Source organism: Enterobacter cloacae complex sp. HYC003_NIDB, from assembly GCF_056673375.1.
Genome location: NZ_CP114220.1, coordinates 1,431,509 through 1,457,269 on the forward strand (window position 1 = coordinate 1,431,509; position 25,761 = coordinate 1,457,269).

Annotated in this window: 23 protein-coding genes and 6 tRNA genes; 12 read left to right on the forward strand and 17 right to left on the reverse strand. The window is 53.9% G+C overall.

The features are described 5' to 3' along the window. Positions 1–75 precede the first annotated feature (75 nt). Together cysM and pdxK are read left to right on the forward strand one after the other, a co-directional pair. Positions 76–987: a cysteine synthase CysM gene (cysM, locus tag O1722_RS06785; RefSeq protein WP_032671795.1), complete on the forward strand. Its 912-nt coding sequence runs from the start codon at positions 76–78 to the stop codon at positions 985–987. Positions 988–992: 5 nt separating this feature from the next. Next, positions 993–1,829: a pyridoxine/pyridoxal/pyridoxamine kinase gene (gene pdxK / locus O1722_RS06790; RefSeq protein WP_015572224.1), complete on the forward strand. Its 837-nt coding sequence runs from the start codon at positions 993–995 to the stop codon at positions 1,827–1,829. A gap of 44 nt (positions 1,830–1,873) precedes the next feature. Here pdxK and crr read toward each other — a convergent pair whose 3' ends face one another. The 5 genes from crr to cysZ all read right to left on the reverse strand — a co-directional run bounded on the left by crr (position 1,874) and on the right by cysZ (position 6,668). After that, entirely contained in the window at positions 1,874–2,383 is a 510-nt protein-coding gene (gene crr / locus O1722_RS06795; RefSeq protein WP_003861316.1) for a PTS glucose transporter subunit IIA, read from the reverse strand. Positions 2,384–2,423: 40 nt separating this feature from the next. After that, on the reverse strand, positions 2,424–4,151 hold the full coding sequence (gene ptsI, locus O1722_RS06800; RefSeq protein WP_006811455.1) for a phosphoenolpyruvate-protein phosphotransferase PtsI: 1,728 nt from the start codon (positions 4,149–4,151) through the stop codon (positions 2,424–2,426). 45 nt (positions 4,152–4,196) lie between these two features. After that, on the reverse strand, positions 4,197–4,454 hold the full coding sequence (gene ptsH, locus O1722_RS06805; RefSeq protein WP_000487600.1) for a phosphocarrier protein Hpr: 258 nt from the start codon (positions 4,452–4,454) through the stop codon (positions 4,197–4,199). Positions 4,455–4,771: 317 nt separating this feature from the next. Continuing rightward, positions 4,772–5,743: a cysteine synthase A gene (gene cysK / locus O1722_RS06810; RefSeq protein WP_006811453.1), complete on the reverse strand. Its 972-nt coding sequence runs from the start codon at positions 5,741–5,743 to the stop codon at positions 4,772–4,774. A 163-nt stretch (positions 5,744–5,906) separates the two neighbouring features. Beyond that, the gene (cysZ, locus tag O1722_RS06815; RefSeq protein ID WP_006811452.1) at positions 5,907–6,668 is read right to left on the reverse strand and encodes a sulfate transporter CysZ; all 762 of its coding nucleotides are present in this window, start codon (positions 6,666–6,668) and stop codon (positions 5,907–5,909) included. A 229-nt stretch (positions 6,669–6,897) separates the two neighbouring features. Between cysZ and zipA the strand changes: the two genes are divergently transcribed. The 3 genes from zipA to O1722_RS06830 all read left to right on the forward strand — a co-directional run bounded on the left by zipA (position 6,898) and on the right by O1722_RS06830 (position 10,194). After that, positions 6,898–7,893, forward strand: coding sequence for a cell division protein ZipA (gene zipA, locus O1722_RS06820; protein ID WP_015572226.1), 996 nt, complete (start codon positions 6,898–6,900; stop codon positions 7,891–7,893). Positions 7,894–7,961: 68 nt separating this feature from the next. Next, positions 7,962–9,977 (forward strand): NAD-dependent DNA ligase LigA, encoded by a 2,016-nt coding sequence (ligA, locus tag O1722_RS06825; protein WP_017383473.1) that lies wholly within the window; start codon positions 7,962–7,964, stop codon positions 9,975–9,977. Position 9,978: 1 nt separating this feature from the next. After that, entirely contained in the window at positions 9,979–10,194 is a 216-nt protein-coding gene (locus O1722_RS06830; RefSeq protein ID WP_003861328.1) for a DUF3820 family protein, read from the forward strand. Here the strand turns inward: O1722_RS06830 and O1722_RS06835 are convergent. Then, on the reverse strand, positions 10,191–11,186 hold the full coding sequence (locus O1722_RS06835) for a bile acid:sodium symporter family protein (protein ID WP_023304176.1): 996 nt from the start codon (positions 11,184–11,186) through the stop codon (positions 10,191–10,193). The genes O1722_RS06830 and O1722_RS06835 overlap by 4 nt on opposite strands. Before the next feature lie 89 nt (positions 11,187–11,275). On the opposite strand from O1722_RS06835, the gene O1722_RS06840 reads away from it, so the two are divergent. Further along, positions 11,276–12,217 (forward strand): LysR family transcriptional regulator, encoded by a 942-nt coding sequence (locus O1722_RS06840; RefSeq protein ID WP_033487403.1) that lies wholly within the window; start codon positions 11,276–11,278, stop codon positions 12,215–12,217. Here O1722_RS06840 and O1722_RS06845 read toward each other — a convergent pair. From O1722_RS06845 to O1722_RS06865, 5 genes are all read right to left on the reverse strand, one after another. Continuing rightward, complete coding sequence (locus O1722_RS06845; RefSeq protein ID WP_017383471.1) at positions 12,208–12,549, reverse strand: FlxA-like family protein; 342 nt, start codon at positions 12,547–12,549, stop codon at positions 12,208–12,210. The genes O1722_RS06840 and O1722_RS06845 overlap by 10 nt on opposite strands. A 137-nt stretch (positions 12,550–12,686) precedes the next feature. Then, positions 12,687–12,762, reverse strand: a tRNA-Lys gene (locus tag O1722_RS06850). 4 nt (positions 12,763–12,766) lie between these two features. Then, a tRNA-Val gene (locus O1722_RS06855) sits at positions 12,767–12,842 on the reverse strand. 29 nt (positions 12,843–12,871) lie between these two features. Further along, positions 12,872–12,947: transfer RNA gene (locus O1722_RS06860), tRNA-Val, on the reverse strand. 41 nt (positions 12,948–12,988) lie between these two features. Then, positions 12,989–13,064, reverse strand: a tRNA-Val gene (locus O1722_RS06865). A gap of 258 nt (positions 13,065–13,322) precedes the next feature. On the opposite strand from O1722_RS06865, the gene gltX reads away from it, so the two are divergent. After that, entirely contained in the window at positions 13,323–14,738 is a 1,416-nt protein-coding gene (gltX, locus tag O1722_RS06870; protein WP_015572231.1) for a glutamate--tRNA ligase, read from the forward strand. A 51-nt stretch (positions 14,739–14,789) separates the two neighbouring features. Here gltX and O1722_RS06875 read toward each other — a convergent pair whose 3' ends face one another. Both O1722_RS06875 and O1722_RS06880 read right to left on the reverse strand, forming a co-directional pair. Beyond that, a complete protein-coding gene (locus tag O1722_RS06875; RefSeq protein WP_017383469.1) occupies positions 14,790–15,176 on the reverse strand; it encodes a YfeC-like transcriptional regulator in 387 nt (128 codons plus the stop codon). A 1-nt stretch (position 15,177) separates the two neighbouring features. Beyond that, on the reverse strand, positions 15,178–15,540 hold the full coding sequence (locus O1722_RS06880; RefSeq protein WP_015572232.1) for a YfeC-like transcriptional regulator: 363 nt from the start codon (positions 15,538–15,540) through the stop codon (positions 15,178–15,180). A 217-nt stretch (positions 15,541–15,757) separates the two neighbouring features. On the opposite strand from O1722_RS06880, the gene O1722_RS06885 reads away from it, so the two are divergent. The 3 genes from O1722_RS06885 (at position 15,758) to O1722_RS06895 (ending at position 18,352) form a co-directional block, all read left to right on the forward strand. Beyond that, positions 15,758–15,833, forward strand: a tRNA-Ala gene (locus tag O1722_RS06885). Between the two features lie 41 nt (positions 15,834–15,874). Continuing rightward, positions 15,875–15,950, forward strand: a tRNA-Ala gene (locus O1722_RS06890). 212 nt (positions 15,951–16,162) lie between these two features. Continuing rightward, on the forward strand, positions 16,163–18,352 hold the full coding sequence (locus tag O1722_RS06895; RefSeq protein WP_033487400.1) for a sensor domain-containing phosphodiesterase: 2,190 nt from the start codon (positions 16,163–16,165) through the stop codon (positions 18,350–18,352). Between the two features lie 45 nt (positions 18,353–18,397). Here the strand turns inward: O1722_RS06895 and nupC are convergent, their stop codons facing one another. Beyond that, positions 18,398–19,585 carry a nucleoside permease NupC gene (gene nupC, locus O1722_RS06900; protein WP_006811440.1) on the reverse strand — a complete coding sequence of 396 codons (1,188 nt, stop codon included), beginning with the start codon at positions 19,583–19,585 and terminating at the stop codon, positions 18,398–18,400. 345 nt (positions 19,586–19,930) lie between these two features. On the opposite strand from nupC, the gene O1722_RS06905 reads away from it, so the two are divergent. Next, on the forward strand, positions 19,931–21,169 hold the full coding sequence (locus O1722_RS06905) for an Nramp family divalent metal transporter (RefSeq protein ID WP_023295104.1): 1,239 nt from the start codon (positions 19,931–19,933) through the stop codon (positions 21,167–21,169). A 33-nt stretch (positions 21,170–21,202) separates the two neighbouring features. On the opposite strand, the gene O1722_RS06910 is transcribed toward O1722_RS06905, so the two are convergent. Together O1722_RS06910 and mgrA are read right to left on the reverse strand one after the other, a co-directional pair. Further along, positions 21,203–21,550 (reverse strand): DUF2502 domain-containing protein, encoded by a 348-nt coding sequence (locus O1722_RS06910; RefSeq protein WP_033487398.1) that lies wholly within the window; start codon positions 21,548–21,550, stop codon positions 21,203–21,205. A 126-nt stretch (positions 21,551–21,676) separates the two neighbouring features. Further along, positions 21,677–22,675, reverse strand: a complete 999-nt coding sequence (mgrA, locus tag O1722_RS06915; protein ID WP_017692976.1) for an L-glyceraldehyde 3-phosphate reductase — start codon at positions 22,673–22,675, stop codon at positions 21,677–21,679. Positions 22,676–22,861: 186 nt separating this feature from the next. On the opposite strand from mgrA, the gene ipdC reads away from it, so the two are divergent. Continuing rightward, the gene (ipdC, locus tag O1722_RS06920; protein ID WP_023295103.1) at positions 22,862–24,520 is read left to right on the forward strand and encodes an indolepyruvate decarboxylase; all 1,659 of its coding nucleotides are present in this window, start codon (positions 22,862–22,864) and stop codon (positions 24,518–24,520) included. Here the strand turns inward: ipdC and O1722_RS06925 are convergent, their stop codons facing one another. After that, entirely contained in the window at positions 24,521–25,756 is a 1,236-nt protein-coding gene (locus O1722_RS06925) for an ion channel protein (RefSeq protein WP_032648992.1), read from the reverse strand. It lies immediately after the preceding gene. Positions 25,757–25,761: the final 5 nt, after the last annotated feature.

Consider the following 25,761-nt stretch of genomic DNA (forward strand, 5'->3'; position numbering starts at 1 on the left):
GGGCCTACAGTTATCACTGCGTCTTGTAGGCCGGGTAAGCTAAGCGCCACCCGGCTTTTTTATTGAGTAAAAATCGTGAATACACTCGAACACACCATCGGCAACACCCCTCTGGTCAAACTTCAGCGCATGGGGCCTGATAACGGCAGCGAAATCTGGGTCAAACTCGAAGGCAATAACCCGGCGGGGTCGGTGAAAGACCGGGCGGCACTGTCGATGATTGTCCAGGCCGAGAAGCGCGGTGAAATTAAGCCAGGCGACGTGCTCATTGAGGCCACCAGCGGAAATACCGGAATTGCGCTGGCGATGATTGCCGCCCTGAAAGGCTACCGCATGAAGCTGCTGATGCCGGATAACATGAGCCAGGAGCGCCGGGCCGCCATGCGCGCCTATGGAGCCGAGCTGATTCTGGTGAGCAAAGAGCAGGGGATGGAAGGGGCGCGAGATTTAGCGTTAGCGATGTCGGAGCGCGGGGAAGGCAAGCTTCTCGACCAGTTCAACAACCCGGACAACCCGTACGCGCACTACACCACCACCGGCCCGGAAATCTGGCAGCAAACCGACGAGCGCATCACCCACTTTGTCTCCAGCATGGGGACCACGGGCACGATCACCGGTGTGTCACGCTTTCTGCGCGAACAGGAGAAGCCGGTGACGATTGTCGGCCTGCAACCGGAAGAGGGGAGCAGCATTCCGGGCATCCGCCGCTGGCCGGCGGAGTATATGCCGGGCATCTTTAATGCGCAGCTTGTGGACCAGGTGCTGGATATTCATCAGCGCGAGGCGGAAAATACCATGCGTGAGCTGGCCGTGCGTGAAGGTATCTTCTGCGGCGTCAGCTCTGGCGGTGCCGTAGCGGGTGCGATCCGGGTGGCTGAGTCCACGCCGGGGGCGGTGGTCGTAGCGATTATTTGCGATCGCGGCGACCGTTATCTGTCTACCGGCGTCTTTGGTGAAGAGAGTTATTCGCAGGGGGCGGGGATTTAAGCGTCATGGAGATGATTTTATTCCGGGATAACACCCGGGCGCAGCAAACCGATATTGTCGCCGTACAGTCGCAGGTGGTGTACGGCAGCGTGGGAAACAGCATCGCGGTGCCGAATATTCGCACCCACCGGCTGAACGTTACCGCCGTGCCAACGGTGCTGTTCAGCAATACGCCTCACTACGACACCTTCTACGGCGGGGTGATCCCGGACGAGTGGTTCAGCGGCTACCTTAAGGCGCTGGAAGAGCGCGAGATCCTGCGCGAGCTTAAAGCGGTCACCACCGGCTATATGGGCAGCGCCAGCCAGATCGCGCTGCTGGCGCAGTGGCTGAAGGCAATCAAAGTGCAACATCCCGATCTGCTGGTGCTGGTCGACCCGGTAATTGGGGATATCGATAGCGGGATGTACGTGAAGCCGGATATTCCTGAAGCCTACCGTGAGCATCTGCTCCCGCTGGCCCAGGGCATTACGCCCAACGTGTATGAACTTGAAGTGCTGAGCGGCAAACCGTGCCGTACGCCGGAGAGCGCCATTGCCGCCGCGCAGGGGCTGCTGTCCGACTCGCTGAAATGGGTAGCGATCACCAGTGCGCCAGTGTCTGACGATCCGCAGAATATCCACGTTGTGCTGGTGAGCGAAGAAGGTGTTACCGTAAGCGCGCACCCGCGCGTAGAGACGGATCTGAAAGGAACGGGCGATCTGTTCTGTTCGGAGCTGGTCAGCGGCATTGTGGGAGGGAAAACCGTTGCCGATGCCATTCGCATGGCGGGCGATCGGGTGACTGACGTTATGATCTATACGCAGTCGAAAGGCTATGACGAGCTTATCCTGCCGGCATAAACAAAAATGGCGCCCGAAGGCGCCATTTTTCTGTGCGGCAAGAATTACTTCTTGATGCGGATAACCGGGGTTTCACCCACGGTGACGCTGCCAGACAGTTTGATCAGTTCTTTGATTTCGTCCATGTTGGAGATAACAACCGGAGTCAGGGTAGACTTCGCTTTTTCTTCCAGCAGCGGCAGATCGAATTCAATTACCGGGTCGCCAACTTTAACACGCTGGCCTTCTTCTGCGATACGTTTGAAGCCTTCGCCTTTCAGTTCAACGGTGTCGATACCGAAGTGAACGAACAGTTCGATACCGCTATCGGATTCGATAGAGAACGCATGGTTGGTTTCAAAAATTTTACCGATGGTGCCGTCAACTGGAGCAACCATTTTGTTGCCAGTTGGTTTGATAGCAATGCCATCACCAACGATTTTCTCAGCAAAAACTACATCCGGCACGTCTTCGATGTTGACGATCTCGCCGGAGAGCGGAGCAACAATCTCAATAGTTCCGGAGTCTTTCTTGTCATCAGAAACCAGAGATTTTAGTTTATCGAACAAACCCATGATCTTCTCCTAAGCAGTAAATTGGGCCGCATCTCGTGGATTAGCAGATTGTTTTTTCTTCAATGAACTTGTTAACCAGCGTCATTAACTCGTCCGTTGTCGGTTGAGCAAGAGCCTGCTCTGCTAACACCTTCGCATCTTCGAAGTTCGTGTTACGGATAATCTTCTTAATGCGCGGGATGGAAATGGCGCTCATAGAGAATTCGTCCAGACCCATACCCAGCAACAGAAGTGTAGCACGTTCGTCGCCTGCAAGCTCACCACACATGCCAGTCCATTTACCTTCTGCATGAGAAGCATCAATAACTTGCTTGATCAAATTCAGTACGGACGGTGACATTGGTTGGTAGAGATGTGAAATCATATCATTACCACGGTCAACTGCCAGGGTGTACTGCGTTAAATCATTGGTACCGATACTAAAGAAATCAACTTCTTTGGCTAAATGACGCGCAATGGTCGCGGCTGCCGGTGTTTCCACCATCACGCCGATCTCAATGGATTCGTCAAATGCTTTACCTTCGTCGCGCAGTTCCTGTTTGTAGATTTCGATCTCTTTCTTCAGTGCACGCACTTCTTCAACAGAGATGATCATCGGGAACATGATGCGCAGTTTACCGAAAGCGGAGGCACGCAGAATAGCGCGAACCTGGTCACGCAGGATCTCTTTGCGATCCATGGCGATACGCACGGCACGCCAGCCCAGGAACGGGTTCTCTTCTTTCGGGAAGTTCATGTACGGCAGCTCTTTGTCGCCACCGATGTCCATGGTACGGACGATTACAGCCTGCGAGCCGCACGCTTCCGCAACCGCTTTGTACGCTGCAAACTGCTCTTCTTCCGTTGGCAGAGCGTCGCGATCCATGAACAGGAATTCAGTACGATACAGACCTACACCTTCCGCGCCGTTGCGCTCAGCGCCGTCAACGTCACGTACGGTACCGATGTTAGCGCACACTTCAACCTGATGGCCGTCCAGCGTGATAGCTGGCAGATCTTTCAGTTTAGCGAGTTCCGCTTTCTCGGTAGCAACCTGCTCCTGAACGGAACGCAGCTGCTCGATCACATCGTTAGTTGGGTTGACGTAAACCACATTGTTTACGGCATCCAGAATCAGATAGTCGTCGTTTTTAACCTGGGAGGTAACGCTACCGGTACCCACAATGGCTGGCAGCTCCAGAGAACGCGCCATGATTGAGGTGTGGGAGGTACGTCCACCTGCATCAGTAATGAAACCCAGCACCTTGTTCAGGTTCAGCTGTGCGGTTTCAGACGGGGTCAGGTCAGCGGCAACCAGGATGACTTCGTCCTGAATCGCGCTCAGATCGATGATGGCCAGACCCAGGATGTTGCGCAGCAGGCGCTTACCGATGTCACGTACGTCAGCCGCACGTTCTTTCAGGTATTCATCGTCCAGCTCTTCCAGGGCAGATGCCTGACCTTCGATAACTTCATGCGCAGCCGCGTCGGCCGTCATGCCTTTATCTTTAATCAGGGCTATGATTTCCTGCTCCAGCTCCTCATCTTCGAGCAGCATAATGTGCCCTTCGAAGATGGCTTCTTTTTCTTCACCGAAAGTTTCGCCAGCTTTAGTTTTAATCGCTTCCAGTTGCGCAGATGCCTTGGCACGACCGCTCAGAAAACGTTCAACTTCCTGATCAACCTTGTCGGCAGAAATTTTTTTCCGGTCAATGACGATTTCGTCTTCTTTCAGCAGCAATGCTTTGCCGAAAGCGATACCCGGGGATGCTAAAATGCCTGAAATCATAACCCTACCTTACTTGTGACTGATATTGAAAAGAACCCGGTAAACTTACTCGAGTTCAGCCATCAGCTTAACCAGATGCTCAACTGCTTTCTGCTCGTCTTCACCTTCAGCGGAGATGGTAACAACGGTACCCTGAGTCAGGCCCAGAGTTTGCAGCTTGAACAGGCTTTTTGCGCTAGCGCTTTTGCCGTTGGAAGTCACAGTGATTTCAGAAGTGAAGCCTTTCGCTTCTTTAACAAACTGAGCAGCAGGGCGGGTGTGCAGACCGTTCGGAGCGGTAATGGTAACTTCTTGCTGGAACATTGTATTTCCCCAACTTATAGGTTTAGTGTTGTGGAACTAAAGTCTAGCCTGGCGACTTAACTTTAGCCTGTATAGTTAGCGCTGACGTTTCAATCGTCATTAAACATTATGCAGTGAAAGCAAGACTTGAACCAAATCATAAAATCGATTCAGCAACGCTATTTCGTTCACCGATTAATTTCGCGCATCAAAATAATTGCTGGTTTAAATACCAGACCCAACGGGGTGAAGCAATGCCAGGAGGGGTAAAACTTTGAAGCAGGCCACAAAAAAGCACCTGAAAAGGTGCTTTTTTACGCGTTTTTAACATGCTGGCATCACTGTTGCAGTTCTTTCTCTGTGAAGAGATCGGCAAACAGTGCTGTGCTTAAGTAACGCTCACCCGAAGACGGTAGGATAACCACAATGTTCTTATTGGTAAAGGTTTCATCTTCCAGCAGTTTGAGGGCTGCCGCAACCGCCGCACCGGAAGAGATACCCGCCAGAATGCCTTCCTCGTCCATCAGGCGACGCGCCGTGGAGATGGCTTCTTCATTGGTAATGGCGACGACTTTATCGATCAGCTTCAGATCCAGGTTGCCTGGAATAAAGCCAGCGCCGATACCCTGGATTTTGTGTGGGCCAGGTTTGATCTCTTCGCCTGCCAGCGCCTGAGCGATAACCGGTGAGTCGGTTGGCTCAACGGCAACGGTAATCAGATCTTTTTTACCTTTCGTGCCTTTAATATAGCGAGACACACCGGTCAGCGTACCGCCGGTGCCTACGCCGGAGATAAACACATCAACCTGACCGTCGGTATCTTCCCAGATTTCCGGGCCGGTGGTTTTCTCATGAATTTCCGGGTTGGCCGGGTTGCTGAACTGCTGGAGCAGCAGATACTTTGCCGGATCGCTGGCAACAATTTCTTCGGCCTTCTGAATCGCGCCCTTCATGCCTTTTGCGCCTTCGGTCAGGACCAGGTTCGCACCCAGCGCTTTCAGCAGCTTACGACGCTCAATGCTCATGGTTTCAGGCATAGTCAGCGTCAGCTTATAGCCACGCGCCGCCGCAACATAGGCCAGAGCGATACCGGTATTGCCGCTGGTGGGTTCAACCAGCTCAACGCCAGGTTTCAGCACGCCACGCTTTTCAGCATCCCAAATCATATTCGCACCGATACGGCATTTAACGCTGAAGCTTGGGTTACGAGATTCGACCTTCGCCAGAATGCGTCCATTACCGATACGGTTCAGTCGAACCAGGGGCGTATGACCGATAGTCAGCGAGTTGTCTTCATAAATCTTACTCATGGCCTGTCCTTAACTGTATGAAATTGGGATACCGACCCAGCATACCTGTTGAACAGGTATGGGGAAGTAAGGAAATCGCATATCTATATGCTGCAAGGAAATAATGGGGATCAGTATGGAATAAGGGGCGGCATAAGCCACCCCTCTTTTACACATTTTTGCATTACTTCCATAACGCGTGCTTAGCACGGTAGCAGTCCACCCACATCGCCGTCGCGCCGCAAACGGCGACGGGCATGATGAACAAATTCAGGAAAGGGATCATGGTGAACAGGCTGGTCAGCGCGCCAAACTGCATGTTGGCAACCTTCTGAGTGCGCAGGGCAGTGCGCATCTCTTTAAACGGCACTTTGTGGTTATCGAACGGATAATCACAGTACTGGATAGCGAGCATCCAGGCGCTGAACAGGAACCACAGCACGGGCGCGACCGTCTGGCCAATCCCGGGTACAAAATAAAGAATAAGCAGCACAATCGCCCGCGGCAGGTACCAGGCGAACTTCTGCCATTCACGCTTCATGATGCGGGGGAGATCTTTCACGATCCCCAGTACGCCCGTGTCAGGTGGCGTCGCACCGGTCAGGCGCGCTTCCAGCTGTTCGGCCAGCAGACCGTTGAACGGCGCGGCTATCCAGTTTGCTATCGTCGAAAAGAAATAACCGAAAACCAGCAGCACGGAGATAACCGCAATCGGCCAGAGCAGGTAGTCTAGCCACTGTAACCAGTCCGGCACATAGCTCATCAGGGAAGGGATCCAGCTTTCCAGTCTGGTGAACAGCCACCAGAAGGCCCCGCCCATCAGAATAATGTTGATCAGTAACGGCAAAATAACGAAGCGTCGAATGCCCGGCAGGGAGACCAGTTTCCAGCCCTGAGAAAAGTACCAGACCCCGCTGCGTGGGGCAGAAGAAGATGTTGAAACCATACCAGGCTGTACTCCTTTTTACACAACCAGTGGAATTGCCCGCCTATATTATCCAGTTACGGGCCAATGACCAGTTCGGAAATGTTCGAAAAACCAGCAAAAAGCACGATTTAGTTCATCTTTATGCTGTGAATGCTCTGCATACACTTGCACTTGACGTAAACGGCAAATACTCTTAGTGAGTAAATGTTTGCCGTGGTGGCAAGGTGTTAGAACAACAGAGAATATAATGATGCAGGATTTGCGTCTGATATTAATCATTGTTGGCGCGATCGCCATAATCGCTTTACTGGTACATGGTTTCTGGACCAGCCGTAAAGAGCGTTCCTCTATGTTTCGCGATCGTCCACTGAAGCGCATGAAGTCCAGTCGTGACGACGATGACGTTGAAGACGACATCGACGGTCCTGACGACGACGGCGTGGGTGAAGTTCGTGTTCATCGGGTCAATACTGCGCCCGGCGCAGCGCATGGAGAGCATGAAGCCCCCCGCGCTCCGCAGCACCAGTATCAACCACCGTATGCCTCTGCCCAGCCGCGCCAGCCAGCGCCGCCGCCAGTGGAAGAACCTGTTCGTCATCCGCCGCAGCAGCCTGTGCAACAGCAGCCCGTTGCGCCACAGCCTGTACAGCCGCAACCTGTGCAACAGCCTGCACAGCCAGTGCATCAGCCACAGCCTGTTCAGCAGCCGCAGCCGGTACAACAACCGCAGCCGCAGCCTGAACCACCTGCGCCACAGCCCGCTCCGCGCGTTGAGCCAGAGCCGGTCGCAGAGCCAGAACCGGTTGTTGAAAAGCCGCAGCGTAAAGAAGCGGTGATCATCATGAACGTGGCTGCTCATCATGGCACCCATCTGAACGGTGACGTGCTGCTTAACAGCATCCAACAGGCAGGCTTCAAGTTCGGCGACATGAATATTTTCCATCGCCACCTGAGTCCTGACGGTAGCGGTCCGGCGCTGTTTAGCCTGGCCAATATGGTCAATCCAGGCACGTTTGACCCGGAAATGACCGGTGATTTCGTCACGCCGGGGGTTACGATCTTTATGCAGGTGCCGTCCTACGGTGACGAGCTGCAAAACTTTAAGCTGATGCTACAGTCCGCTCAGCACATCGCCGACGAAGTGGGCGGTGTGGTGCTCGACGATCAGCGTCGAATGATGACGCCGCAGAAACTGCGCGAGTATCAGGACCGCATCCGCGAAGTTAAGGAAGCGAACGCGTAATCGTCGCGTTAACTTCACCTCCTCCTCAACCCCCGCCTGTCGGGGGTTTTTCTCATTGATGGTGCGATATGGACTCAATCGAACAACAACTTACTGAACTGCGAACCACGCTTCGCCATCATGAATATCTCTATCATGTTATGGACGCACCGGAAGTGCCGGATGCGGAATATGACCGCCTGATGCGTGAACTGCGCGAGCTGGAAGCGCAGCACCCCGAACTGATTACGCCCGATTCCCCAACGCAGCGCGTCGGCGCGGAACCGCTGGGCGCTTTCAGCCAGGTGCGCCATGAAGTGCCGATGCTGTCGCTGGATAACGTGTTTGATGAAGAGAGTTTTCTGGCTTTCAACAAGCGTGTGCAGGATCGCCTGAAGAGCATCGACAATCTGAGCTGGTGCTGCGAGCTAAAGCTGGATGGTCTGGCCGTTAGCATTCTTTATGAGAACGGCGTGATGGTGCGTGCCGCAACGCGCGGCGACGGCACTACCGGGGAAGACATCACCACTAATGTGCGCACTATTCGTGCGATCCCGCTGAAACTGCGTGGCGATAACATTCCCGCCCGGCTGGAAGTGCGCGGGGAAGTATTCCTTCCGCAGGCGGGCTTCGAGAAGATCAACGAAGAAGCGCGTCGTACCGGTGGGAAAGTGTTTGCAAACCCGCGTAACGCGGCGGCAGGTTCGCTGCGTCAGCTCGATCCGCGAATCACCGCGAAGCGACCGCTTACTTTCTTCTGCTACGGCGTCGGGATCCTGGAAGGCGGTGACCTGCCAGATACTCACCTGGGTCGTTTAATGCAGTTCAAAGAGTGGGGGTTACCGGTTAGCAACCGCGTGCAGCTCTGCGACTCTCCGGAGGCGGTGCTGGCGTTCTATCACAAGGTTGAAGAGGATCGTCCCACGCTCGGGTTTGATATTGATGGCGTGGTGATCAAGGTTAACTCGCTGGCGTTGCAGGAACAGTTAGGATTTGTGGCCCGTGCGCCGCGCTGGGCGGTAGCCTTTAAGTTCCCGGCGCAGGAGCAGATGACCTTCGTTCGCGACGTGGAGTTTCAGGTAGGGCGTACGGGGGCGATTACGCCTGTGGCGCGTCTGGAGCCTGTGCAGGTGGCTGGCGTGCTGGTAAGTAACGCCACGCTGCATAACGCCGATGAAATTGCCCGCCTGGGCCTGCGCATTGGTGACAAAGTGGTGATTCGCCGCGCGGGCGACGTGATCCCACAGGTGGTTAACGTTGTGGAGTCTGAACGTCCTGCCGATACCCGTGCCATCGAGTTTCCAGCCCACTGTCCGGTATGTGGTTCGGACGTTGAGCGCGTGGAAGGTGAAGCGGTAACGCGCTGTACGGGCGGGTTAATCTGCGGCGCGCAGCGTAAAGAGTCCCTGAAGCACTTTGTCTCCCGCCGGGCGATGGACGTCGACGGAATGGGTGACAAGATTATCGACCAGTTAGTTGAGAAAGAGTACGTCCATACGCCAGCGGACCTCTTTACCCTGACGGCAGGTAAGCTGACCGGTCTTGATCGTATGGGGCCGAAATCAGCCCAGAACATCGTCAATGCGCTCGAGGCGGCCAAAAACACCACCTTTGCCCGTTTCCTTTACGCGCTTGGCATTCGTGAAGTCGGAGAGGCGACGGCGGCAGGGCTGGCGGCGTATTTCGGCACGCTGGACGCGCTGGAGAAAGCCACCATCGACGAGCTACAGAAAGTCCCTGATGTCGGCATTGTGGTCGCTACCCACGTTTTCAACTTCTTCGCCGAAGAGAGCAACCGTGAAGTGATCGGTAAATTACTGGAACAGGGCATTCACTGGCCTGCACCGGTAGTGGTTAATGCCGAAGAGATCGACAGCCCGTTTGCCGGTAAAACGGTGGTGCTGACCGGCAGCCTGAGCCAGCTCTCGCGCGATGACGCGAAAGCGCGCCTGGTGGCGTTGGGGGCAAAAGTGGCGGGCAGCGTATCGAAGAAAACCGACCTGGTGATTGCCGGGGAAGCGGCCGGTTCGAAGCTGGCAAAAGCGCAGGAGCTTGGCATCGAGGTAATCGACGAAGCGGAAATGATGCGCCTGTTAGGAGAGTGACGTGGAAAAAGAGCAGCTCGTTGAGATCGCCAATACGGAGATGCCGTTCGGTAAATATAAGGGTCGCAGGCTGATTGATTTACCGGAAGAGTATCTGCTGTGGTTTGCCCGTAAGGATGAGTTCCCCGCCGGGCGTCTGGGCGAGCTGATGGCTATCACGTTACTGATCAAAACAGAGGGGCTGACCCAGCTGGTTCAGCCCCTGAAACGTCCTTAAACTTTCGCGGCGCGGGTCTCTTCCTGCGCCAGCTTTTCTGTCTGCGCCTTGTAACGCCGCGCCAGTACCGCACACACCATCAGCTGGATCTGATGGAAAATCATCAGCGGCAACACCATCATCCCAATGACGGACGTCGGGAACAGAATATTGGCCATCGGGATCCCGTTGGCCAGGCTCTTTTTCGATCCGCAAAATACAATGGTGATTTCATCGGCCTTGTTGAAGCCGCATTTGCGGGCCACAAAGACGTTAACCGCGATGACAATGGCCAGCAAAACGATGCTTACCACCACAATAAACAGCAGCGATCCAGCGCCCACCCTGTGCCAGATGCCGTTCACCACGGCTTCGCTGAAGGCCGTGTAAACCACCAGCAGAATTGAGCTTTGGTCCGTTTTCCCGATCCATTTTTTATGTTTTGCCACAAATGCCCCAATCCAGGGACGGGATAAGTGTCCGAGCACAAACGGCAGCAGCAGTTGCAGACAAATTTTACCCACCTGCTCCAGATTGCCTTCCGCCCCGTGCATGTTCATCAGCAGACCGACCAGCAGCGGTGAAACAAAGATCCCCAGCAGGCTGGAAGCGGAAGCAGAACAAACCGCCGCCGCGACGTTACCGCCCGCCAGCGAGGTAAAGGCAATAGCGGACTGCACGGTGGCCGGTAAAATGCACAGATAAAGGAAACCGGTATACAGCGCCGGATCGACATTCACCGGCGCCCACCAGGCGAACAGCACGCCCAGAACCGGGAAGAGGATAAAGGTGCTGCACATTACCCACAGGTGCAGTCGCCAGTGGCTACCGCCTGCAATAATGGCTTCACGGGAGAGTTTGGCGCCATGCATAAAGAACAGCAGGGCAATGGCTGCCGTGGTCAGTCCTTCAATAACCGGAACGAAACTGCCCCGCGCCGGGAAGAACGAGGCCAGCAAGACGACACTAATCAGGGTCAGCGTAAACGGATCAAGGATACGAAAAAGTTTCATAATCACTCCTGAAAACAGATGCCGCTATTGTGCTTTCTTCCCTTTGAGAAATAAAATTGATTTATTGCATCCATTCATGAATTAAACAGATGAATTATTCGTTACGTCAGCTTCGCGTTTTCGTCACCGTCGCGCAGGCCCGCAGCTTTAGCCGGGCAGGGGAGATCATTGGCCTCAGCCAGTCGGCGGTGAGCCATAGCGTTAAGGAGCTTGAAACGCAAACGGGAGTGAAGCTGCTCGACCGTACGACGCGAGAAGTGGTACTCACCGAAGCGGGACAGCAGCTGGCAATGCGACTGGAAAGGCTGCTGGATGAACTGAACAGTACGCTCAGGGATGTTGGCCGGCTCGGACAACAGCTTTCCGGCACCGTGAGAGTGGCGGCGAGCCAGACGATTTCGGCGCATCTTATTCCCCAGTGTATCGCTGAAAGTAATCACCGCTATCCGGATATCGATTTTGTTTTGCACGACAGGCCGCAGCAGTGGGTACTGGAGAGTATCCGTCAGGGGGATGTGGATTTTGGCATCGTTATTGATCCCGGGGCGGTAAGCGACCTGGAATGTGAAGTGGTGCTCTCGGAGCCCTTTTTATTGCTCTGCCGCGATGATGATCCGCTGGCATCGCTGCCGCAGGTGGCCTGGCAGGCCTTGCAGGGGGCAAACCTGGTGTTACAGGATTATGCATCAGGCAGCCGTCCGCTGATAGATGCCGCACTGGCCGCGCAGGGCGTTAAGGCAACCATTGTGCAGGAGATCGGGCATCCTGCCACGCTCTTCCCGATGGTCGAAGCGGGGATTGGCATCAGCGTTCTGCCGGCGCTGGCGCTGCCACTGCCGCAGGGGAGTCGTTTAACGGTGAAGCGTTTCGTACCCTGTGTCGAACGCCAGCTGATGCTGGTACGCCGTAAAAACAGGTCACTTTCCGGCGCGGCGCATGCCTGCTGGGATGTGGTGCGTATGCAGGCCGAACGTTTGATGGAGGCCCGCACACGCGATCCACTTTTTAACGAAACCAATAATCAGATGTAGATATTAATCTGATGCTCCGCGGAGGGCTTATTGATGCCTTCCGCGACTGCCTGACCTTTTTCCTGTTTTGGCATCGCCTCTTCTGCCTGCTGACGCTGCAATTGCGCCAGCTGTGCCTGCAACATAGCCAGCTGAGATTCGAGTAATTCCTGCTGCTTTTGCTTCTCTTCTGCTGTGGCATCACCCATGGCCACTTCTTTGAGCTGCTGAGTGACTTTCGTTATCTGTTTGGTCAGACGGGTGATTTGAGAAGCAATGTCGTTTCCGCCGGAGCTGTTATCTACGCTGCCGATTTCCATCGCCGACAGAGAAACGGGCTTAAGAGTTGTCATATTGAGATCCTTTTCGCCATAAAATAGAGGTATCGGCAAAGAAGGCGTGAGCTTGAGTAAAACAAGCGGTCTGGCTGCAATGGAGATGTGCTATATCGCAGATAGCAAAAAAGCGCCTTTAGGGCGCTTTTTTACATTGGTGGGTCGTGCAGGATTCGAACCTGCGACCAATTGATTAAAAGTCAACTGCTCTACCAACTGAGCTAACGACCCGAAATGGTGGGCGATGACGGGCTCGAACCGCCGACCCCCTCCGTGTAAAGGAGATGCTCTACCAACTGAGCTAATCGCCCATTTCGGAACTGCTGCGATAAGGTGAGAATGGTGGGCGATGACGGGCTCGAACCGCCGACCCCCTCCGTGTAAAGGAGATGCTCTACCAACTGAGCTAATCGCCCAATCTCAATGCTTATCTACACTGCGAGTCTACCGAAGTAGATGGTGGGTGATGACGGGCTCGAACCGCCGACCCCCTCCGTGTAAAGGAGATGCTCTACCAACTGAGCTAATCACCCCCGCTGTGTGGAGTCGCATTATAGGGAGAGTTGAAAATGAGTCAACGCATTTTCTAAAGTTTTTATTCGTTCGTCGTAAAATTAGTCAAAACGATCGCAAAACGGACTGTGGCGCATGATTTATAAACAAAAACAGCAATCTCGAACCGGATAAAGTGATCGACATTGAGGAATCGGCCCACAGTGATAGAATATTGCCCATTGTTTTCTTCCCGGAATTTGCCGATTACCGGCATCTTTATAACGTAAGGCCATTTCATGAAAATCAAAACTCGCTTCGCGCCGAGCCCGACAGGTTATCTGCATGTCGGTGGTGCACGTACCGCTCTCTACTCCTGGCTTTTCGCACGTCACAACAACGGTGAGTTTGTGCTGCGTATTGAAGACACCGATCTGGAGCGCTCAACGCCGGAAGCAATTGAAGCCATTATGGATGGGATGAACTGGCTGAATCTGGCGTGGGACGAAGGCCCATACTTCCAGACCAAACGTTTTGACCGCTATAACGCCGTAATTGACGAGATGCTGGTGGCAGGCACGGCCTATAAGTGCTACTGCTCCAGGGAGCGTCTGGATGCGCTGCGTGAAGAGCAAATGGCAAAAGGCGAAAAACCGCGTTATGACGGTCGTTGCCGCCATGACCACAGCGAGCATGCTGCGGATGAGCCTTGCGTAGTGCGTTTTGCTAACCCACAGGATGGCTCTGTTATCTTTGATGACCAGATCCGTGGTCCGATCGAATTCAGCAACCAGGAGCTGGATGACCTTATCATTCGTCGTACTGACGGATCGCCAACCTATAACTTCTGCGTAGTTGTGGACGACTGGGATATGGAAATCACTCACGTGATCCGTGGTGAAGACCATATCAATAACACCCCGCGTCAGATCAACATTCTGAAAGCGCTGAACGCGCCTGTACCGGTGTATGCGCACGTATCAATGATCAACGGTGACGACGGTAAAAAGCTGTCCAAACGTCATGGCGCGGTGAGCGTGATGCAGTACCGTGATGACGGCTATCTGCCGGAAGCGCTGCTGAACTACCTGGTGCGTCTGGGCTGGGCTCATGGTGACCAGGAGATCTTCAGCCGCGAAGAGATGATCGAGCTGTTCTCTCTAAACTCGGTCAGCAAATCAGCCAGCGCGTTCAACACTGACAAACTGCTGTGGCTGAACCATCACTACATCAATACCATGCAGCCAGAATATGTGGCGACTTATCTGCAATGGCACATTGAACAGGCAAACATCGATACCCGTACGGGCCCTGAACTGGCGGATCTGGTGAAGCTGCTTGGCGAGCGTTGCAAAACGCTGAAAGAAATTGCTGAAAGCTGCCGTTACTTCTATGAAGAGTTTGACGCGTTCGACGCCGACGCGGCCAAGAAACACCTGCGTCCGGTTGCGCGTCAGCCGCTGGAAGTGGTGCGTGATAAACTCGAAGCCATTACCGAATGGACTGCGGAAAATGTTCACCACGCGATTCAGGCTACCGCTGATGAGCTGGAAATTGGCATGGGTAAAGTCGGTATGCCGCTGCGCGTTGCGGTGACGGGGGCAGGCCAGTCTCCGGCGCTGGACGTGACCGTTCATGCCATCGGCAAATCACGTAGCGTTGCGCGTATCAACAAAGCGCTGGGCTTTATTGCTGAGCGTGAAAGCCAGCAGTAATACTCGTGTAATACAAAAAACGGCAGGGTAACCTGCCGTTTTTTATGCCTGTTATTCAGCAATACCAAGACGCGTGAGAAAACCCTGCAACCCTTCACGAGCGAGCAACTTGTGCAAACGTTCCTGTTCGACAGTCGTCATGTTTTCCAGCGAGTCGATAATTTGTGGAAGCAGGCTGGATGAGGTTGCCACGCCGTAGTGGGAAGGGCTTTCCGCCACATGGTAAACAGCCCGACGGTTACGAATGGCGGGAAGACTAATGATGTGCTCCTTAACGTGCGCATCAATACATATCACCCTCGCTCTTCCGCCTTTTACACCGTTGATACCCTCCGTTTTCCATCCTTTCTGTCGTATCCAGCGATTAACGGTTTGTCGGGCTACGCCCAGACTGTCCGCCAGCTCTTCCGTGGTCATTTTGCTGCGTAATCTTTTCATATCAGCGTTGGTCGCGAATCCCTAAACGTTGTAACAAGCCGGTAATCCCTTCCCGCAGTAACAGCGATGTCATCTGCTTTTGCTCTTCCGGCGTCATTTCATTCGCCAGCGTCAGGAGCAGGGCATGAAGCGAGCCCTCGTGGTACGCCTTATCTGGCAGTTCCGGCGTCTCTGTTGCCCTGCGCGCGCTGCGAATAAAGTCGCGCACTTTTTCATTGACGTGTACCAGACGCGCTTTGCCACCCTGAACGCCTGGCTTTGGCGATGTAATCCAACCCTCTTTGCGTACCCATTTATTGATGGTCTGTCGGCTATAGCCAGTGAGCAGGGCTAACTCTTCTGGCGTCATTCGTTCCTTGATCATACAATTTCCTGAATATCTGTGGGGTTAATTAGTGGTTCATTTTATAGCACCGTTTTACGTGAAAACGTGACAAGCTTAACTCCTGGCTGCGAGCAGGCTCGCAAAGTGATTCATTTGCATGATTTTTCGGCGATTGAAAGGCGGAGGCTGAATTTGCCGTTGACACTCTGCGGCGGAATTCATATTATGCCGCCCGTCAACATGACAGCTTTACGACGGGGCTATAGCTCAGCTGGGAGAGCGCCTGCATGGCATGCAGGAGGTCAGCGGTTCGATCCCGCTTAGCTCCACCAAACTCTGAACCCAACAGAGTGCGGTAGGTAAAGTAACATGTGGGGCTATAGCTCAGCTGGGAGAGCGCTTGCATGGCATGCAAGAGGTCAGCGGTTCGATCCCGCTTAGCTCCACCAAAATTTAAACCCTCGTCGCAAGACGGGGGTTTTTTTATAGCTTGTAAAATATTTTAGACTGTTTTTGTTGCAATTAACGTCGTTTTCTACACCTCACCTCAATCCAAATCAATAAACAAGTCTATAAATAGACCTGAACTTGATTCATGTAATTAATAAACCTATTATCCATGCGGTCAATGAGACGATGGTAAAATAGATTATCCGGATTAATGAATAGAAAAATTTACAATAATGTAAAGATATTTATGATTGCCCTGGCGCTAAGCCTGATTGCGATTCCTTTTTCTCGTTATATCTCTCCACGGGCCATCGTCAGCGAAAATGATGTTTATCTGGCGTGGTTGCCCTTAAGTGCCATGCTCGCCATCGTGTTGTTATTTGGACGACGGGCAATCATTCCTTTGCTGTTAAGTTTTAGTATTACTAATATTTATAATCTTGATTTAGCACCACTACAATCTGCCGTATTATTATGTTGTCAGACGTTTACCGTCTTCGCCGCCTGTGGCGTCATCCGTCTGGTGCTGGGCAAGCGCTGGCGACACAGCATACCGAATAAGTACATTGGCATACGTATTTTCTGGCTCGGATTTATGGTGCCTGTGGGCATCAAATTATCGATGTATCTGGCGGGATATTTATTTGATTTCCCGGTGACAATCTCCTCCTATTTCGGCGAAGGCTCTGCAATTTATAACGTTATCGATATTCAGAGTCTGATTTGTGCCGCCCTGATTTTCACCATGATGTTCTATTATCCGTTAAGAATGATTATTAATCCTCGCTATGCCCGAACATTCTGGCGGCGAAGCGTGAAGCCCCTCTTTTGTCACAAAAGAGCGTTATTTATCGTTGTGTGGCTGATGCTGTTGATCTCGATGATCGCTATTTTATGCGCGCCTTTTGAGTCGCAGTTTATTGCGGGTTATTTGATGCCAATCGTTTTCATTCTTTTCACCCTGGGGATTGGTCGTCTGAGCTATGCGCTCATCTCTTTATTCTGGGCGGCCTCGGCGCTCATGCTGTTGACCTATAATTATAATTTTCTTAATGGTGTTGAATCGGGCCACTCGCTCTCCTTTATCCTGTCGGTGCTTATCTCTTTCGCCATCTGCCTGCTTTACATGTCGCGGATCTATCAGAAAAGTGAATGGCTGAAACAGGGGTGGCAGGAGAGGGCGCTTACCGATCCGCTCACCGGTCTGCCTAACATTCGTGCGCTGGAAGTGTTTTTACAGCACCATCCCGAGGCCAAAGTCTGCTGCCTGCGCCTGGATAATCTCGAATTCCTGAGCCGTCACTACGGCATCCTCATGCGTGTACATTGTAAAAAGATGATAACCGCGTCGCTGCAACCGTTATTGCAAAAAGACGAGAAGCTCTTCCAGTTGCCGGGCAGTGAGCTGGTAGTGGTCTTGCTGGGTCCGGGCACGGCTGAACGTCTGCAATATATGGTTGATCATCTGAACAGCCGTAAGATTATCTGGAACAAGACTGAGCTCGACATCGAGTTTGGCGCCTCCTGGGGTGAAGTGCCGGATGGAGAAAGCCTGCATCACACGCTGGGTCAGCTGAGCTGGCTCTCCGAGCAGTCCTGTGCCGGGCACAACGTCCTGGCGTTAACCAACAGTCTGGATGATGTCTCCGGTCAGACGACGGACAGAGTGCTGATGCTGGCCCGCATAAAACGCGCCCTTGATATCGGTGGGCTTCACCTTTACGCCCAGCCAATCCATAACGCGCGTGGGGAAGGGTACTTTGAAATCCTCTCAAGGCTTGAAAGCGAGGGGGAGATCATCACGCCTGATCGCTTTATTCCGCTGATTGCTCAGTTTAACCTGAGCCACCGATTTGACCTGAACGTGGTGGAAAAATTGCTGATGTGGATGCGCAGCCATCCGTCCGAACGGGCCGGAACGCAGTTCTCCGTTAATCTGATGCCGCTGACGCTGATGCAAAATGAGATAGCGGCTGAGATCATCGCGCTTTTTGAACGCTACGCTATTGCGCCGCAAGATATCGTCATTGAGATCACCGAGGAACAGGCTTTCTCTGACTCGGGAAGCAGCATCAACAATATCCAGCAGCTGCGGGATTACGGCTTCCGCATTGCTATTGATGACTTTGGTACCGGCTATGCCAACTTTGAGCGCCTGAAGCGGCTGGAGGCCGATATCATTAAGATCGATGGCTGCTTCGTGAAAGATATCTGCACCGACAGCATGGATGCGATGATCGTGCAGTCCATTTGCAACATGGCCAAAACGAAATCGCTTTGTGTGGTGGCTGAATATGTGGAATCGGCTGAACAACGCGAGATGTTGCTGCGATTTGGCGTGGACTATTTGCAGGGCTATTTGATTGGTAAACCAGTGCCCCTGACGGCGCTGGAGGCATAAAAAAACCGGGAGCGAGGACTCCCGGTTTTTATTACGCGGTATGAATTACAGAACCAGTGCTGCGATAGAGGCAGACAGGACGCTCACCAGTGTTGAACCGTAAACCAGCTTCAGGCCAAAGCGAGAAACGACGTTACCTTGCTCTTCGTTCAGGCCTTTAATCGCACCAGCGATAATACCGATGGAAGAGAAGTTCGCGAAGGAGACCAGGAAGACGGACAGGATCCCTTCCGCACGAGGGGAGAGTGTGCTGGCAATCTTCTGGAGATCCATCATCGCCACGAACTCATTGGAAACCAGTTTCGTTGCCATGATACTGCCCACCTGCAACGCTTCGTGAGCGGGCACGCCCATCACCCAGGCAATCGGGTAGAAGATGTAGCCCAGAATACCCTGGAAGGAGATACCGAGTACGGCCGCAAACAGGGCGTTCAGCGCAGCGATCAGCGCGATAAAGCCAATCAGCATTGCGGCGACGATAATTGCAACCTTGAAACCCGCCAGAATGTATTCACCCAGCATTTCGAAGAAGCTCTGTCCCTCGTGCAGGTTTGACATCTGAATGTTCTCTTCGCTGGCATCCACACGGTACGGGTTAATCAGCGAAAGCACGATAAAGGTGCTGAACATGTTCAGAACCAGCGCCGCAACTACGTATTTTGGTTCCAGCATGGTCATATACGCGCCCACGATAGACATGGAAACGGTAGACATTGCGGTTGCCGCCATGGTGTACATGCGGTTACGGGACATCTTGCCGAGAATATCTTTATACGCAATGAAGTTCTCAGACTGACCCAGGATCAGCGAGCTGACTGCGTTAAAGGATTCCAGTTTGCCCATGCCGTTAACTTTCGATAACAGGAAGCCGATCGCACGGATAACCACCGGCAGAACGCGGATGTGCTGAAGGATACCGATCAAGGCAGAGATGAAGACGATAGGGCAGAGCACCTTCAGGAAGAAGAAGGCCAGACCCTGATCGTTCATGCTGCCAAAGACGAAGTTTGTCCCTTCGTTGGCAAATCCGAGCAGTTTTTCGAACATTTCGGAGAAGCCTTTCACGAAGCCCAGGCCTACGTTGGAGTTCAGGAAGAACCACGCAAGTAAAACTTCAATGACCAGCAGTTGGACAACATAGCGAATACGAATTTTTTTGCGGTCTGTGCTGACCAGCAATGCAAGTGCAGTAACGACAACGAGTGCCAGGACAAAATGAAGGACGCGGTCCATATTTGCTCCAAATATGAGGCAGGTTTAATTTCCGTGCACATTCTATGTAACAAGCACAAAGAAAACGAGATCAAGCCCACACTATAGTTACATCCTGTGACGAGTCTCAAAAATAGTGATCAACAAGACATTTTTGTTATGTTAGGTAAATGAGTGAAAAGTTAAGTTTGTGTGCTACGCTTCACAAATGTCTGCGCATTTTCACATTCTGTGACCTTGCTCCACCTGCCTGTCTATCGTTCCTGACTATCAGAGAAATCATGTTAACCGTTACAAATGAACTTGATAATCATTCTCATTTTGATAGCATAAAACATAGCAAAGGCTATATTTCCAGAGGCAGAAATGACGAATAGTCGCGTAGAGAGTAGCAGCGGCAGAGCGGCACGCAAGCTGCGGTTCGCATTAATGGGACCGGCATTCATTGCCGCGATTGGCTACATCGATCCGGGTAATTTTGCGACCAATATTCAGGCCGGGGCCAGTTTCGGCTATAAACTGCTGTGGGTTGTGGTATGGGCCAATCTGATGGCGATGCTGATTCAGATGCTCTCCGCGAAGCTGGGTATTGCTACCGGAAAAAACCTGGCGGAGCAAATCCGCGATCATTATCCACGTCCGGCAGTTTGGTTTTACTGGGTTCAGGCGGAAATTATCGCCATGGCCACCGATCTCGCCGAGTTTATCGGGGCGGCGATCGGCTTTAAGCTTATCCTGGGCGTCTCCCTGCTTCAGGGGGCGGTGCTGACCGGTATCGCCACTTTCCTGATTCTGATGCTCCAGCGGCGGGGACAAAAACCGCTGGAGAAAGTCATCGGCGGCCTGCTGCTGTTCGTCGCTGCCGCCTATATTGTTGAGCTGATTTTCTCCCAGCCGAATCTGGCGCAGCTGACGAAAGGGATGGTGATCCCGTCGTTACCCACTTCTGAAGCCGTTTTTCTGGCTGCCGGAGTGCTGGGGGCGACCATCATGCCGCACGTCATTTATCTGCACTCTTCATTAACCCAGAATCTGCATGGCGGGACGAGTAAAGAGCGCTACTCCGCCTCGAAATGGGATGTGACTATCGCGATGACCATTGCCGGATTTGTGAATCTGGCGATGATGGCGACCGCCGCCGCCGCGTTCCACTTTAACGGGCATACCGGGGTTGCCGATCTCGACCAGGCTTACCTGACGCTGGAGCCGTTGCTGAGTCATGCCGCTGCCACTATTTTTGGTTTAAGCCTGGTCGCTGCGGGTCTTTCATCTACGGTTGTGGGGACACTGGCCGGGCAGGTGGTGATGCAGGGGTTCGTACGTTTCCATATTCCGCTGTGGGTTCGCCGCTCGGTCACGATGCTGCCTTCCTTTGTTGTGATCCTGATGGGGCTGGATCCGACCCGCATTCTGGTGATGAGTCAGGTACTGCTAAGTTTCGGGATTGCGCTGGCGCTGGTGCCACTGCTGATCTTCACCAGTAATAAATCGCTGATGGGCGAACTGGTGAATTCGACGTGGGTGAAGCGCGCCGGGTGGGCCATTGTGGTCGTGGTGGTGGCGTTAAACTTGTGGTTGCTGATAGGCACAGCCGCAGGCCTGTAAAAGAAAAAGGAGCCGGAAGGCTCCTTTTTGTTGTTAATGGTGATGGCCGTGACCGTGGCCTCTGCCTTTTCCATGACCCCAGCCGCCACGGCGGTCGTCACGATCGTTCCAGCCTTCGCGGTAGCCGCGTTCGTAAGCCTTACGCTTATCCCAGCCACGGTGATAGCCGTTATCGTGTTTCCACCAGCGGTTTTGACGCCATTCATAATGGCGATGCCAGTAGTCACGGTCGCGCCAGTAGCCACCGTCCCAATATCTGCCGTAGTCATCACGATCGCCAATTTGTAATTTAATCGATGGCAACAGGGTGATTTCGCCCGCACTGGCGACCAGCGGGGCCGAAACCAGTAATACCGCTGCAAGAATCAGTGACCTGAACATACTCTTCTCCTTCACGATCGGGGCCGCTGTGCGACCTGTTAACGCAATTTTACGAGTTGGTAAACATTCGTTTCATCGCCTCAACTCCTAAATCAGGAACGAGAGCACTTTTTGCTAAAAGTGTTTTTAATCTGAACTGGACAGGATCGTATCTATCGTCTTCAGCTCTTCTGCCGTGAACCGACAATTCTCAAGCACGCCTGCTGCATCTTCAATTTGTCCGGTCTTGCTTGCGCCGATGAGCACGGATGTCACCGCATCGTGGCGCAGGATCCAGGCCAGTGCCATTTGCGATAGCTTTTGCCCCCGGTTTTCCGCCAGCGCATTCAGCTTGCGTACCTTTTCCAGCTTTTTGTCGGTGATCTGCTCCGGGTTAAGGAACTTACTGCCGCTTGCTGCGCGAGAATCCGCCGGGATACCGTTCAGATAGCGATCGGTCAACTGTCCGCCCGCCAGGGGGGAGAAGGGGATACATCCCACCCCTTTATGCTGCAACACGTCCAGCAACCCCTCTTCAGGCGCACGTTCAAACATGGAGTACTTCGGCTGGTGGATCAGACATGGCGTGCCCAGATCCTCCAGTATTTCAATCGCCTGCCTTGCCACTTCTGCCGGGTAGTTGGACAGACCGATGTACAGCGCCTTGCCCTGACGCACCACATGGTCAAGCGCTTTCATGGTTTCACGTAGCGGCGTTTGTGGATCCGGGCGGTGGTGATAGAAAATATCGACATACTCCAGCCCCATACGCCTGAGGCTCTGGTCCAGGCTGGCGATCAGATATTTACGTGAGCCCCAGTCGCCGTAAGGCCCGTCCCACATGGTGTAGCCCGCTTTGGTGGAGATGATTAGCTCATCGCGCCAGGGCAGGAAATCCTCCTGCAAAATGCGCCCGAAATTACGTTCGGCCGAACCAGGAGGCGGGCCGTAATTATTGGCAAGGTCAAAATGCGTAATACCCAAATCGAAAGCACGCTGTAAAAGTTGACGGCTGTTTTCGAGTAACGTCGCGTCGCCAAAATTATGCCAAAGCCCCAGCGAGATGGCGGGAAGCTTAAGGCCGCTTTGCCCACAGCGGCGATATTGCATTGTCTGATAACGATTTTTGTCAGGCTGATAACCCATTGGCGAGACCTCTGGCGCTGGAAAGAAACATCAGTGTATACGTTTACACTAACCTGAAGAAAATGAGCATAGCTCAGCTTTTTTCGTAAAGCATTCTTTCCAGACCCTGATTGTCGCCAATTCTGGACACGCTTCACGCTTATTTAATACTCAGAGTGAGGTCAACGTCAGAAGGACACTTATAATATGCGTACCCCCTATTGCGTCGCCGATTACCTGCTGGACCGACTAACAGATTGTGGTGCCGATCATCTGTTTGGTGTGCCAGGCGACTATAACCTGCAATTTCTCGATCACGTGATAGACAGCCCGGACATCTGCTGGGTGGGCTGTGCCAATGAACTGAACGCGTCTTACGCCGCAGACGGTTATGCCCGCTGTAAGGGCTTTGCCGCGCTCCTGACGACATTCGGCGTTGGGGAGTTAAGCGCCATGAACGGTGTGGCGGGCAGCTTTGCCGAACATGTTCCCGTCCTCCATATTGTGGGGGCCCCGGGTATGGCGGCGCAGCAGCGAGGAGAGTTATTGCACCATACGTTGGGCGACGGCGAGTTCCGCCATTTCTATCATATGAGCGAACCCATCACCGTTGCACAGGCGGTACTTACCGAACAAAACGCCTGCTATGAAATTGACAGAGTCCTGACCACTATGCTGCGGGAGCGCCGTCCGGGCTACCTGATGCTGCCCGCTGATGTGGCGAAAAAAGCCGCTACGCCCCCTGTAAGCGCTCTCACTGTTAACCCCGCACCGGCTGATTTAGCCTGCTTGCAGGCGTTCCGTGAGGCTGCCGAAAAGCGCTTGTCCACGAGCAAACGCACCGCGCTGTTAGCGGACTTCCTGGTACTCCGCCATGGTCTGCGCACGGCCCTTCAGACGTGGGTGAAAGAGGTGCCGATGGCACACGCCACCATGCTGATGGGCAAGGGCATTTTTGACGAACGACAGAGCGGTTTTTACGGCACCTACAGCGGATCGGCGAGCGCCGCGCCGGTCAAAGAGGCCATCGAGGGGGCTGATACGGTGCTGTGTATTGGCACGCGCTTTACCGATACGCTCACTGCCGGGTTTACCCACCAGCTGACGCCAGACCAGACGATAGAGGTTCAGCCCCACGCGTCCCGCGTCGGCGACGTCTGGTTTACGGGTATCCCGATGAGGGAGGCCATTGAAACGCTGACAGCGCTGTGTAAAACCTATGTTCGTGATACGCGAGCGCCATTGGATCACAGCGGCTTTTCGTTCCCGACTATCGAAGGGGCGCTGACTCAGGAGAGCTTCTGGCGTACCCTGCAAACGTTTATCCGCCCCGGAGACATTATTCTGGCTGACCAGGGAACGTCTGCTTTCGGCGCTATCGATCTGCGTTTACCGGCGGACGTGAACTTTATCGTCCAGCCGCTGTGGGGATCGATTGGCTACACGCTGGCGGCAGCATTTGGCGCGCAAACGGCGTGTCCGAACCGACGCGTGATTGTCCTGACGGGTGACGGCGCCGCGCAGTTGACCATTCAGGAGCTGGGATCGATGCTGCGCGACAAACAGCGCCCGATTATTCTGGTGCTTAACAACGAAGGATACACGGTGGAAAGGGCCATCCACGGGCCGGAGCAGCGCTATAACGATATTGCCCTCTGGAACTGGACGCAGATCCCGCAGGCGCTGAGCCTGGCGCCTCAGGCAGAGTGCTGGCGCGTCAGCGAAGCGGAAGCGCTGGCGGAGGTGCTGGATAAAGTGGCACACCATGAGCGGCTTTCGCTGATCGAGGTGATGCTGCCGAAAGCCGATATTCCGCCGCTGCTGAGCGCGCTGACCAAAGCGCTGGAGGCGCGCAATAACGCCTGATTACCTGTCGTTTCGCCATCCCATCAGCATCGGTTTGCCCGCCAGCAGGAGCCAGGCGGGCAACATCACGATACAGAGCAGCGGCAGAAGCGTGGTATCCGGCACGACAACGGCCGCCATAAACAGGCTCAGCCACGCATCGCGCGTGACCACCAGTACCAGCCCCAGAATGGAACAGGAGACGGTAATCGCCGCAGGGACAGCGTCAACGTGCTCATGCAGCATCAGCCCCAGCGCGACGCCAACAAATACCGCCGGGAAGATACGACCTCCCCGGAAACCACAGGCCGCAGCGACCACCAGCGCCGCCAGTTTTACCAGCGCGAACAGCAGATAATCGGAGACGCTAAAGACCTGGCTGAAGGCCAGCTGCTGCATCTCGTCCAGACCCTTAAACAGCGTAACCGTCCCGCCGATGGCGCCTAAAACGCCCAGAATAAAACCCCCCATACCCAGAATCAGCACCGGATGCTTCAGCCTGTGCATCAGGCGATGCAGGCGAGGGAGACACCACACCGCGACCATCCCCAGCGCAATGGCGATCGCGACGACGACGGCACCGCTGAAAATATCGGTGAGTTGCATCTGGCCGTAGTGGGGGATGGTGAGTGAAAAATGGGGATGGAAAAACAGGCTGGTGGTGAGGGCTCCCGCAGCGGCGGCCATTAGCGGCGCGAAGAGTTTATCCCACAGCGGTACTTCATGATCACTGCTGAGGGTTTGCGAAAAAATGAGCGCAGCCGCGACCGGAGTGCCAAACAGCGCCCCGATGGTGCCTGCTGACGCCAGGATCGTCCAGTCCAGCGCGCCAACGCGCGGAAAAAGACGCGCCCCCAGAAAGACCGCCAGCGCGATATTAACCGCCATAATGGGATGTTCAGGCCCGAGGCTTACGCCGCCTGCAAGACCGATAATCAGCGCGATAATAAGCCCCGGCAGAGCAGAGGGAGAGACAGGGGCGCCAATCAAGGGTTCCAGTGCCGGGTCCGGCCCGGCATGACCCGGGCTATAGCGGATCACCAGCCCTACGGCAATCCCGGTCAGGGTCAGCATCATCATGATCCAGCCCGGCGAGTCAATGCTGATGCCGAATTTTACCGGAAGCGCGGTCCATAAAATCGTTTGCAGCACCGCCGCCACTTTCATGACGACGATGAGCACCAGGCTCGACGCCACGCCAATAATCAGCGCCGGGACAGCCAATAACAGCATGGTTCTGGCTCGCGGATGGAGCATGATGA